General features: G+C 66.9%; 12 protein-coding genes and 1 tRNA gene. 9 read left to right on the top strand and 4 right to left on the bottom strand.

Going from position 1 to position 11,388, the window contains the following annotated elements:
* Window positions 1–72: 72 nt before the first annotated feature.
* Window positions 73–552, bottom strand: a complete 480-nt coding sequence (locus WIX41_RS02020) for a peroxiredoxin (RefSeq protein ID WP_339445516.1) — start codon at window positions 550–552, stop codon at window positions 73–75.
* 81 nt (window positions 553–633) lie between these two features.
* Entirely contained in the window at window positions 634–1,194 is a 561-nt protein-coding gene (locus WIX41_RS02015; protein ID WP_019183297.1) for a glycine cleavage system protein R, read from the bottom strand.
* Window positions 1,195–1,358: 164 nt separating this feature from the next.
* Here WIX41_RS02015 and dapA point away from each other — a divergent pair, with 164 nt between their 5' ends.
* Window positions 1,359–2,252 carry a 4-hydroxy-tetrahydrodipicolinate synthase gene (gene dapA, locus WIX41_RS02010; RefSeq protein WP_339445515.1) on the top strand — a complete coding sequence of 298 codons (894 nt, stop codon included), beginning with the start codon at window positions 1,359–1,361 and terminating at the stop codon, window positions 2,250–2,252.
* Window positions 2,253–2,280: 28 nt separating this feature from the next.
* The gene (locus tag WIX41_RS02005) at window positions 2,281–2,790 is read left to right on the top strand and encodes a hypothetical protein (RefSeq protein WP_339445514.1); all 510 of its coding nucleotides are present in this window, start codon (window positions 2,281–2,283) and stop codon (window positions 2,788–2,790) included.
* A 549-nt stretch (window positions 2,791–3,339) separates the two neighbouring features.
* Here the strand turns inward: WIX41_RS02005 and fdxA are convergent.
* On the bottom strand, window positions 3,340–3,663 hold the full coding sequence (gene fdxA / locus WIX41_RS02000) for a ferredoxin FdxA (protein ID WP_339445513.1): 324 nt from the start codon (window positions 3,661–3,663) through the stop codon (window positions 3,340–3,342).
* Between the two features lie 249 nt (window positions 3,664–3,912).
* On the opposite strand from fdxA, the gene WIX41_RS01995 reads away from it, so the two are divergent.
* Complete coding sequence (locus WIX41_RS01995; RefSeq protein WP_339445512.1) at window positions 3,913–5,334, top strand: sugar porter family MFS transporter; 1,422 nt, start codon at window positions 3,913–3,915, stop codon at window positions 5,332–5,334.
* Window positions 5,335–5,404: 70 nt separating this feature from the next.
* Here the strand turns inward: WIX41_RS01995 and WIX41_RS01990 are convergent.
* Window positions 5,405–5,479 (bottom strand) — tRNA-Glu (locus WIX41_RS01990).
* 50 nt (window positions 5,480–5,529) lie between these two features.
* Here WIX41_RS01990 and pcnB point away from each other — a divergent pair.
* The 6 genes from pcnB (at window position 5,530) to pgi (ending at window position 11,388) form a co-directional block, all read left to right on the top strand.
* Complete coding sequence (gene pcnB, locus WIX41_RS01985) at window positions 5,530–6,900, top strand: polynucleotide adenylyltransferase PcnB (RefSeq protein ID WP_409187432.1); 1,371 nt, start codon at window positions 5,530–5,532, stop codon at window positions 6,898–6,900.
* A gap of 3 nt (window positions 6,901–6,903) precedes the next feature.
* On the top strand, window positions 6,904–7,392 hold the full coding sequence (gene folK / locus WIX41_RS01980; RefSeq protein WP_339445510.1) for a 2-amino-4-hydroxy-6-hydroxymethyldihydropteridine diphosphokinase: 489 nt from the start codon (window positions 6,904–6,906) through the stop codon (window positions 7,390–7,392).
* 31 nt (window positions 7,393–7,423) lie between these two features.
* Entirely contained in the window at window positions 7,424–8,239 is an 816-nt protein-coding gene (panB, locus tag WIX41_RS01975) for a 3-methyl-2-oxobutanoate hydroxymethyltransferase (RefSeq protein WP_339445509.1), read from the top strand.
* Window positions 8,236–9,078: a pantoate--beta-alanine ligase gene (gene panC / locus WIX41_RS01970; protein ID WP_339445508.1), complete on the top strand. Its 843-nt coding sequence runs from the start codon at window positions 8,236–8,238 to the stop codon at window positions 9,076–9,078. Before panB ends, panC begins: the two co-directional genes overlap by 4 nt.
* A 418-nt stretch (window positions 9,079–9,496) precedes the next feature.
* Complete coding sequence (gene panD / locus WIX41_RS01965) at window positions 9,497–9,877, top strand: aspartate 1-decarboxylase (protein WP_339445507.1); 381 nt, start codon at window positions 9,497–9,499, stop codon at window positions 9,875–9,877.
* Window positions 9,874–11,388 carry a glucose-6-phosphate isomerase gene (pgi, locus tag WIX41_RS01960; RefSeq protein ID WP_339445506.1) on the top strand — a complete coding sequence of 505 codons (1,515 nt, stop codon included), beginning with the start codon at window positions 9,874–9,876 and terminating at the stop codon, window positions 11,386–11,388. Before panD ends, pgi begins: the two co-directional genes overlap by 4 nt.

Raw genomic sequence — 11,388 nt, 5'->3', positions numbered from 1 at the left:
CTGGTGGCAGAACAGGGACAAGCCATCACGACCTGCAGGGCAGGGTGATGGCCATTGTGGGGTGCAGGTGGGTCACTGGGTTTTCGCGGCCTTCAGGGCTTCAAGGACGGATTCGGCGTGGCCGGCGACTTTTACCTTGCGCCACGACTGCACGATACGACTGTCGGGAGAAATGAGGAAGGTGCTGCGTTCGATGCCACGCACCTGTTTGCCGTACATGTTCTTGAGCTTGATCACGTCGAAGGCGCTGCACAGTGCTTCGTCGCCATCGCTGATCAGCGGGAAGGCAAAGCCCTGTTTGGCACAGAAGTTGTCGTGCGACCTGACCGAATCGCGGGAGACGCCAAACACCTGCGCGCCGGCGCGCTTGAACTTCGGCAGCAGGGCGTTGAAGTCGATGCCCTCGGTGGTGCAGCCCGGGGTGCTGTCCTTGGGGTAGAAGTACAGCACCAGCCACTGGCCGGCGAGATCGCCGAGGGTGGTGTGGTCGCCGCCGGACAGGGCCAGCGGGAGGGCGAGGGTGGTGCTGTCCAGGGTATCGCCGTTGTTCATGAGGTCCTTGCTGCGGAGCCTGAGTGAAGCGTCTTACAACTGCATGAAACACCGCGCGTTGGTGATGAACGCGCGAAGCTGTCAGAACTTCATCGGGTCCATGATCGCGTCCAGGTTGAGGTGGTCGCAGAATTCGAGGAAATCGTCGCGCAGTGCGGCGATGTGCATGTTGGCGGGCACCCCGATGGTGACCTGCGCCGAGAACATCTCCGCGCCGGTCTGCATGGCGCGGTAGCGGGTGCTCTGCAGGTTTTCGATGGTGATGCCCTGGCGGTCGAAGAAGTCGGCCAGCTGGAACAGGATGCCCGGCTTGTCGGCGGCGATCACTTCCACGATGTAGGGCAGCAGGTTGGACTGCGCCTGCTTGGCGCCGGTGCGGTACCACACCAGCTTCAGGCCTTCCTCGCGTTCCAGCCGGGTCAGCATGGCTTCCAGCTTGGCCACCGAGTCCCACGAGCCGGTGGCCAGGGCGGTGACCGAGACATCGCGGCCCACGGTGGCAAGGCGGGCATCGACCAGGTTGCAGCCGCTGTCGGCGATGCGCCGGGTGACGGGCAGCAGGGGGGACTCCGGATGCGTCGTGTAGGCGTTGATCAGGAGATGGTTTTCGGTCGGCGCAGGCCGCGGAGTGGTGTCGGTCAAGGTGGTTCCGGTAATGCGGGATGAGTCTGAACGGCGCCGACGACGGCGCGTTCGCCGGAGTCCAGCATACTTGCCCGCGCTTTCGACCCGCAAGTAACATGCAACGTACCTCCGACCGCGCTTTCCGCGCCTTTGGGCCCCCCTTTCTTCCGAGCATCGTTTCCTTGTCCCTTTCCGGTCTCATCACCGCGCTGGCCACGCCTTTCCAGGCCAATGGCGCATTGGATCCCGACGGTTGGCAGCGCCTGCTGCACCTGCAACTGGAGGGTGGCGTTCACGGGGTGGTGGTGGCCGGGTCGACCGGCGAGGCCGCGACCCTGTCCGATGACGAATACGACCAGTTGCTGCGCAGCGCGGTCAAAACGGTCGCCGGGCGCGTGCCGGTGCTGGCCGGTACCGGCCTGTCGGGAACCGCCAAAACCATCGAGCAGACCCGTCGCGCGGCGGCCAGCGGCGCGACCCATGCGCTGGTGGTGACCCCGGCGTACGTGCGCCCGACCCAGGCGGGGCTGATCGCGCACTACCGTGCGGTGGCCGACCAGGGCGGCCTGCCGGTCATCCTGTACAACGTGCCCGGCCGCACGGGCTGCGACATGCTGCCGGAGACGGTGGCCGAGCTGGCCGCGCACCCGAACATCGTCGGCATCAAGGAGGCGGTGGGCGAGGTAGGCCGGGTCCAGGCCCTGTTGGCGCTGCGGTCGCCGGATTTCGCCATTCTCAGTGGCGATGACGGCACGGCCGCCCGTTCGATCCTGTCCGGCGTGGACGGCCTGATCTCGGTTGGCTCCAACGCGCTGCCCGGCGCCTACCGGCGCATGTGCGACCTGGCTGCGGCCGGCGAGCGCGAGGCCACCGAGGCCTGGGATGCCCGCCTGGAGCCGTTCCATGCATTCTGCGGGGTTGAGTCGAACCCCATTCCGGTGAAGGACCTGCTGCGCCGGATCGGCATCGGCCACGGCCTGCGCCTGCCGTTGCTGTCGCTGTCGGCCGCCCACCACGCCGCCGCCGAACACCTGGCCACCGATATCGGTGCGCTCGAAGCCCTTTCCAGCCACTGACATCAGTGGCCTGACCCAGGAGATTCACATGCGTCAATCCGTTTCCGCCATCCGCGTGCTGTCGTTCGCGCTTCTGGCCACCGCCACCCTGGTCGGCACCACCGGCTGCTTCAAGCGCGGTGCCAAGGGCGACTACGCACTGGCGCCGGAAGTGCGTCCGCTGGAAATCCCGCCGGATCTGAACGCCCCGGGCAACCCGGCCGCCCAGGTCCCGGTGCTGGCCTCGCAGGCCGCCACGTCGGCCCCGGCCCAGGCGCCGGCGGCCAACAATGCCGGTTTCACGGTCCCGGGCAGCAAGGAAGAGGTGTTCGCCAAGGTGGGTACCGCGCTGGAGTCGGTTGAAGGCGTGAAGATCGCCAGCAAGGCGCAGCTGCTGGGCTCGTTCGACGTCAACTATGAAGGCAGCGATTTCCTGGTCCGCGTGGTCGCCGTCGAAGCCGGCGCCTACATCTCGGCGGTCGACCCGCGCGGCCTCCCGGCCACCGGCCCGGCCCCGACCAAGCTGCTGGGCGAGCTGAAGGGCAAGCTGGCGCAATGATGCTGACGTGGGTCCGGCCGCCGGCCGGGCCTGTGGGCCCGGGTGGGCCGGTAAACGTTCGGGGCAATCCGTAACGGTTCCCGACCCATGGTTGATTGATCCGGATTTGCGGGCGTTACGTAACGGTTCGTAGCCCCGGCCGTTGGCCGGACACCGCGCGCAGCGCGGCCCAAGGGTCCGGAGCCTGACATGCTGTCGGTCGCGACTGTACGTCCGGGTGTGCAACCAAAACGAAACCGTGCATCAGGCGTCATGAACGCCTGACGGGCGGTTTCGGAACCTTTAAACGCCGGGATGTTGGCCGCAAGCGATAACCCATCGGCTCCGGACGCTTGGGCCGCGCTGCGCGCGGTGTCCGGCCAACGGCCGGGGCTACGAATTGTTATGGGCCCATTGGGATCCGGATCAATCAACCATGGGCCCCGAGCCGTTACAGGCCCGGTGGGTTCCAGATCAATCAACCATGGGCCCCGAGCCGTTACAGGCCCGGTGGGTTCCAGATGGCCACTGATCCAAACAAAAAAGGCGCCAAGGGCGCCTTTTTTCGTTTCACCGCTCCAGATACTGGAGCTTGTCCGGCTTGCCGTCCCACTCCCCGGCATCAGCGGGCGGGTCCTTGCGCACGGTCAGCACCGGCCAGGCCTTGGCCAGCTCGGCGTTGAGTGCCACGAACGTTTCCTGCCCGGCGGGCACGTCGTCTTCGGGGAAGATCGCGTTGACCGGGCATTCGGGCTCGCACAGGGTGCAGTCGATGCACTCATCCGGGTCGATCACCAGGAAGTTGGGGCCTTCGTGGAAGCAGTCCACGGGGCACACTTCCACGCAATCGGTGTGTTTGCACTTGATGCAGTTTTCGGTGACGACAAAGGGCATGGCTGGATCTGGATCCGACAGTAAGCCTGACAATTCTAGAACAGTTGGGCCTTTGTCGCAGTGCACGATGCGCCGGAGCCGGTCGGTGGGGTTAGATGCTGCTGCCCACCGGTGGACAGCCAGGGGCTCCAGGACGCAGGCAGACCCACCCCGGCAGCCCTTTGTACGCGGGCGTGGACGTGTGAGAACCTGCTGAACGAGTACCCGCTGCGCTGATCCATCGCCGTCCCACTCCTGCCAGGACCCTTCATGTCCACCACATTTGCAGCCAATGCCGCACGCGGCGAGAACACTTCCTTCATCGTGCTGATCAGCTGTGTCGCCACCATTGGCGGCTTCCTGTTCGGGTTTGACAGTGGCGTCATCAACGGCACCGTCGACGGCCTCAAGCAGACCTTCCAGTCCAGCGAGGCCGGGATCGGCTTCGAGGTAGCCTCGATGCTGCTGGGCTGCGCGATCGGTGCGTTCTTTGCCGGCCGGCTCGGCGACCGCCTGGGCCGGCGCGGGGTGCTGATCATCGCCGCGGTGATGTTCCTGCTCTCGGCATTGGGCGCCGGGTCGGCGCACAGCTCGCTGGCGTTCGTGATCGCGCGGGTGGTCGGCGGCTTCGCGGTCGGCGCGGCCAGCGTGATGTCGCCGGCCTACATCGCCGAAGTGGCCTCGGCCCGCTATCGCGGGCGCTTGGCGACCGTGCAGCAGATCGCCATCATCGGCGGGCTGTTCTGCGCGTTCCTCAGCAATTTCCTGCTGGCCCGCGCCGCCGGCGCCTCCACCGAGGTGCTGTGGCTGGGCCAGGTCGCCTGGCGCTGGATGTTCTGGATGCAGGCCATTCCCTCGGCCGTGTTCCTGGTGCTGTTGCTGGTGATCCCGGAAAGCCCGCGCTACCTGGTGGTGAAGGGCCGCCGCGCTGACGCGCTGGCGGTGATGACCCGGTTGTACGGCGCAGCCGAGGCCCAGGCCAAGATCGCCGAGATCGAGGGCTCGCTGGCCCAGGATCAGCACCGCCCGCGGCTGTCGGACCTGGTCGACAAGGGCACCGGCAAGCTGCGCACCATCGTCTGGGTCGGCATCGGCCTGGCGGTGTTCCAGCAGCTGGTCGGCATCAATGTGGTGTTCTATTACGGCGCGGTGCTGTGGCAGGCAGTCGGTTTCTCCGAAAACGACGCGCTGCTGATCAACGTGCTGTCCGGCGCGCTCAGCATCGGCGCCTGCCTGCTGACCGTGGTGCTGATCGACCGGATCGGGCGCAAGCCGCTGCTGTGGGTCGGCTCGGTGGGCATGTCGGTGGCGCTGGCGCTGATGGTGGTGGCTTTCGCCAGCGGCACCCTGGCCGATGGCCGGCTGCAGCTGTCCGACGGCATGGGCCGGCTGGCGCTGGTGGCGGCCAACGTCTATGTGGTGTTCTTCAACATGTCCTGGGGCCCGGTCATGTGGGTGATGCTGGGCGAGATGTTCCCCAACCAGATCCGCGGTTCGGGCCTGGCAGTGGCCGGCGCGGCCCAGTGGACCTCGAACTTCGCCATCACCGTGACCTTCCCGATCCTGCTGGCTGGCATCGGCCTGGCGGGCGCCTACGGCATCTACACCGTGGCGGCGGTGGCCTCGATCTTCTTCGTACTGCGTTATGTGCGCGAGACCAAGGGCAAGGAGCTGGAACAGATGGAGGGGTAGTTCCCGCCGGCGCTACCGCCCAACAAAAAACCCCGCGGAGGCGGGGTTTTTGATGGTTCCGCACCGCGACTGGTGCTCCCTAGGGGACTCGAACCCCTGTTTTAGCCTTGAGAGGGCCACGTCCTAACCTCTAGACGAAGGGAGCATGCTTTGTCGCGAACTGCGCAGCGCGCTAGTATATGGACCTCGATGCCATTGGGCAATCCCGAAACTTCAACCGGAAGCGCCAACATCAATTCCTCCGCTACATCACCGTTCAGTCTGCGCGTGATCCCCCGCGACCAGCACAACATCTCCCGCAAGGACATCAGCCCCAACGCCCTGCGCGTCCTGTACCGGCTGCGCGACTCGGGCTTTGGCGCCTACCTGGTGGGTGGCGCCGTGCGCGACCTGCTGGTCGGCGGCAACCCCAAGGATTTCGACGTGGCCACCGATGCCACGCCGGAGCAGGTCAAGTCGCTGTTCCGCAACTGCCGCCTGATCGGGCGCCGGTTCCGGCTGGCGCACGTGGTGTTTGGCCGCGAAATCATCGAAGTGGCCACTTTCCGCGCCAACATCGACGATGGCAGCGGCGACCGCGAGATGGAAAACGGCATGCTGGTGCGCGACAACGTGTACGGCAGCATCGAAGACGATGCCGTGCGCCGCGACTTCACCTGCAACGCGCTGTATTACGCCATCGAGGATTTCTCGGTGCGCGATTACACCGGCGGTTTCGAAGACGTGCAGGCGCGCCTGATGAAACTCATCGGCGATCCTGAAAAGCGCTACCAGGAAGACCCGGTGCGCATGCTGCGTGCGGTGCGCCTGGCGGCCAAGCTCGGCTTCCAGATCGATGATGCCAGCGCCGAACCGCTGCCGCGCCTGGCCGGCCTGCTTGGCGAAGCTGCACCGGCCCGGCTGTTCGAGGAAGTGCTCAAGCTGTTCCTGTCCGGACACGGCGTGGCCAGCTTCGAAGGGCTGGAGCGTTACGGCCTGCTCGACGTGCTGTTCCCCGAAAGTGCCGCCGCGCTGCGCAGCAACCGCAGTGGCGCGCTGCGCCGCATGGTCATCGAAGGACTGCACAACACCGACCAGCGCGTGGCCAACGACGAGCCGGTGTCGCCATCGTTCCTGTTCGCGCTGCTGCTGTGGCCGGCCTTCTGCCGCGCGTTGGCGACCCTGCAGAAGCAGGGCGTGCAGCTGGAAGAAGCCCAGCGCCGTGCCGCCGACCGGGTGACCCTGCACCAGCTGACCACCATCGCGCTGCCGCGCCGGTTCTCGCTGCCGATGCAGGAAATCTGGCTGTTGCAGGGGCGTTTCAGCTCGCGCCAGCGCAAGCGCGTGATCCGCACGTTGACCCACCCGCGCTTCCGCGCGGCGTTCGATTTCCTGGCCCTGCGCCAGGTCGCCTCCAGCGAGCACCAGGCCGACGTCGAGTTCTGGCGCGAAGCCCAGCTGCAGTCCGGCCCCGAGCTGGATTCCACGCTGGACGCTGCCCAGGCCGAAGGCGAGCTGGATGAGAACGGGGCACCGCGCAAGCGCCGCCGCCGTCGTCGTCGTCCCGGTGGCGCCGCAGGCGAGTAAGCCGTGACCCTGGCCTGTATTGGACTGGGTGCCAACCTCGGCGACGCCGCGCAGACCCTGCGCGCGGCGTTCGAGGCGATGGCGGCGCTGCCGCTGACCACGCTGCGGGCGCGCTCGCAGCTGTACAGCACGCCGGCCTGGGGTAATGAAGACCAGCCGGCGTTCGTCAATGCCGCCGCGTTGCTGGAGACCGGACTGGAACCGAGCGCGTTGCTGGAGGCGCTGCTGGGCATCGAGCGCCACTTCGGCCGGGTCCGCGATGCCGCCGTGCACTGGGGCCCGCGCACGCTCGATCTGGACCTGCTGCTGTATGGCGATGCGGTGATCGACCTGCCGCAGTTGAAGGTTCCGCACCCCTACCTGCACGAGCGCGCGTTCGCGTTGCTGCCGCTGGCGGAGATTGCCCCGGAGGCGATGATTCCGGGGCGGGGCCGCGTGCGGGATGCTGCGATGCGTATCGAGGCCTGCGGGATCGCGCCAATAGGAGGATAATGCGGGGCTTATCGCCACCGGTTATCAGCTCATGAGTACCCACGCAGACAGCAAGCCCTGGACCGTCCCCGCACTGGCCGAGGCCAAGCGCAACGGCCAGAAGCTGGTCATGCTGACCGCCTACGACGCCGGCTTCGCGCGTGCGTTCGATGCCAATGGCGTCGACCTGATCCTGATTGGCGATTCGCTGGGCATGGTGGTGCAGGGGCACGATTCGACCCTGCCGGTGACCACCGACGACATGGTGTACCACACCGCCTGCGTGGCCCGGGTGCTGACCCGCGCGCTGTTGATCGCCGACCTGCCGTTCGGCGCGGACGCCACGCCCGAACGTGCCTTCGAGGCCTCGCTGCGCCTGCTCCAGGCCGGTGCGGAGATGGTCAAGATCGAAGGCGCCGGCTTCAAGCTGGACATCATCCGTTACCTGGTGGAGCGCGAAATACCGGTCTGCTCGCACCTGGGCCTGACCCCGCAGTCGGTACTCCGCCTGGGCGGTTACCGCGTGCAGGGCAGGGGCGATGCTGCCCGCCAACTGGTCGAGGACGCCAAGGCCGTGGTCGAGGCCGGTGCCAGCATGATGGTGCTGGAATGCCTGCCGTCGCCGGTGGCCGCAGAGGTCACCGCCGCCGTGTCGGTGCCCACCATCGGCATCGGCGCCGGTCCGCAGTGCGATGGCCAGGTATTGGTGCTGCACGATTTCCTCGGCCTGGACAGTGGCCACCGCCGTCCCAAGTTCGTCAAGGATTTCCTTGCCGAAGGCGGGTCGGTTGCCGGCGCCGTCCGTGCCTATGCCGACGCCGTGCGCGACGGCTCCTTCCCCGACGCAGAACACGCCTACGCCTCATGATCGACACCGTCACCGAACTGTCCCGCCTGCGCGCCGTCGTCAACGGCTGGAAGCGCGAGGGCCTGCGCGTCGCGCTGGTCCCCACCATGGGCAACCTGCACGCGGGCCACTACTCACTGGTCACCCTGGCCCGGCAGTACGCCGACCGCGTGGTCTCCAGCGTATTCGTCAATCCGACCCAGTTCGGCCCGAACGAAGACTTCACCCGTTACCCGCGCACGCCGGAGGCCGACACCACGGGGCTGGAGCAGGCCGGCTGCGACGTGCTGTGGCTGCCCACGGTCGAGTCGATGTACCCGTTCGGGGTGGAACTGGCGGCCAGCGTGAACGTGCCGGGCATTTCCAGCCTGCTTGAGGGCGCCCACCGCCCGGGCCATTTCGATGGGGTCTGCACGGTGGTGTCGCGGCTGTTCAACCAGGTCCAGCCGGACGTGGCTGCATTCGGCAAGAAGGATTACCAGCAGCTGGCGGTGATCCGCCAGATGGTGGAAGACCTGGCCTTCCCGATCCAGATCGTGGGCGGCGACATCGTCCGTGAAACCGACGGCCTGGCGATGAGCTCGCGCAACCAGTACCTCAACGCCGAACAGCGTCCGGTCTCGACCACCATCCACCAGGTGTTGCTGGGCATGCGCGAAGGCTTCATCGCCGGCAAAGCGCGCAGCCTGATCGAAGCTGAAGCCGCCGCCGCCCTGCAGGCTGCCGGCTTCCAGGTCGACTACGCCGTGGTGCGCAAGCCGGATCTATCCGAGCCGGCCGACAGCGAAGACAGCAACCGCGTCGCCCTGATCGCCGCCCGCATCGGCACCACCCGCCTGATCGACAACCTCGAGTTCTGACCCGCCTGCATGGGGTAGAGCCGGGCTCTGCCCGGCTGCGCTTGATTGCACGCGTCCGCTTTGCGCCGGGCTCTGCCCGGCTTCATGCATCTTGGCGAACAGCGCTTCGGCTGCGCGTGTCACTGGTTTGGGCCGGCGGGTGTGGGTTCACGGCGTCCCCCACGTACCCACCCCGACCCGCCTGAGCCAGGAATCGCATCAACCACAGGCTGTTCGCCCAGATGCATGAAGCAGCCGGGCAGAGCCCGGCTCTACGGGGTGTGTGCAATCAGACGAGCCCGGTCGTAGGCAATCGCAGACGGGTGAAGCCCGGCGACCCCCGTCACCTGCCTGAACCGCCGGCAGCGGGCCACGCCCAGCCCCTGCCGTGGGAGCGGCGGGTGCTAGAATTTCGGTTTCCTTTACGTTGTCCCGTGCCATGCACCTCACCCTGCTCAAGACCAAGATCCACCGCGCCACCGTGACCCATTCGGAGCTGAACTACGAAGGGTCCATCGCCATCGATGACAACCTGCTGCTGGCCACTGGCATCCGCGAGTTCGAACAGGTGCACATCTGGGACGTCACCAACGGTGCGCGCTTCTCGACCTATGCCATCCGCGCCGAAGCGGGCAGTGGCGTGGTCTCGCTCAACGGCGGCGCGGCGCGCCACGTGCAGGTCGGCGACATCATCATCATTGCCGCCTTCGCCAGCATGAGCGAAGAAGAAGCTGACAGCTTCCGGCCGAAGTTGGTATATGTGGACGGCAACAACCAGATCTCCCACACCAACGACAGCATCCCGACCCAGGCCGCATGACACAGACCACCGGATTCGACCCGCTTCACTCCCATGCCCAGCGCCTGCGTGGCGCGAGCATCCCCGCACTGATCGCCGCCGAACCCGGTCGCGCACAATCGCTGGGGCTGCGGGTCGGTCCGTTGTATGCCAACTTCGCGCGGCAGAAGTACGACCGCGCGGCGCTGGATGCGCTGCTGCAGCTGGCCGCCGGGCGCGATGTCGCCGGCGGCTTCCAGCGCCTGTTCCGCGGCGAAACGGTCAACGTCACCGAAGGCCGCGCTGCCCTGCACACCGCCCTGCGTGGCGATGTCAGTGGCGCGCCGGTGGCGGGTGAGGCCTACGCCACCGCCGCGCAGGTACGCGCGCAGATGGGCGAATTGATCGCCGCGCTGGAAAAGACCAACGTCACCGACATCGTCAGCGTCGGCATCGGCGGTTCGGACCTCGGTCCGCGCCTGGTCGCCGATGCGCTGCGCCCGGTCACCGGCGCGCGCTTCCGCGTGCATTTCGTCTCCAACGTGGACGGCGCGGCCATGCAGCGCACGCTGGCCACGCTGGATCCGGCCACCACCGCCGGCATCCTGATTTCCAAGACCTTCGGCACCCAGGAAACCCTGCTCAACGGGCAGATCCTGCATGACTGGCTGGGCGGCAGCGAGCGCCTGTATGCGGTCAGCGCCAACCCCGAGCGCGCCGCCAAGGCCTTCTCGATCGCCGCCGGCCGCGTGCTGCCGATGTGGGACTGGGTGGGTGGGCGCTATTCGCTGTGGTCGGCGGTCGGTTTCCCGATCGCGCTGGCGATCGGTTTCGAACGTTTCGAACAATTGCTGGCCGGTGCGGCCGAGATGGACGCACACGCGCTCAACGCACCGCTGGCGCAGAACCTGCCGGTGCTGCACGCGCTGACCGACATCTGGAACCGCAACCTGCTCGGCCATGCCACGCATGCGGTGATGACCTACGACCAGCGCCTGGCGCTGCTGCCGGCCTACCTGCAGCAGCTGGTGATGGAAAGCCTGGGCAAGCGCGTGCAGCTCGACGGCAGCCCGGTTGGCAGCGACACCGTATCGGTGTGGTGGGGCGGGGCGGGCACCGACGTGCAGCACAGCTTCTTCCAGGCGCTGCACCAGGGCACCAGCGTGATTCCGGCCGATTTCATCGGCTGCGTGCACAACGATGACCCGTATGAGATCAACCACCAGGCGCTGATGGCCAACCTGCTGGCGCAGACCGAAGCGCTGGCCAACGGCCAGGGCAGCGACGATCCGCACCGTGAGTATCCGGGCGGCCGCCCGAGCACGCTGATCCTGCTGGATGCGCTGACCCCGCAGTCGCTGGGTGCGCTGATCGCGATGTACGAACACGCGGTGTACGTACAGTCGCTGATCTGGAACATCAACGCCTTCGACCAGTTCGGCGTGGAGCTGGGCAAGCAGCTGGCAAGCCAGCTGTTGCCGGCGCTGCAGGGTGAAGCACATGGCATCACCGATCCGGTGACGTTGGAGCTGCTGGAAAAACTGCGCGGTTGA

Source organism: Stenotrophomonas sp. AB1(2024) (assembly GCF_037482345.1).
In the GTDB taxonomy this organism is placed as follows: domain Bacteria; phylum Pseudomonadota; class Gammaproteobacteria; order Xanthomonadales; family Xanthomonadaceae; genus Stenotrophomonas.
Note: the sequence above shows the minus strand (reverse complement) of the source record. Positions and strands in the feature narration are given on the sequence as shown.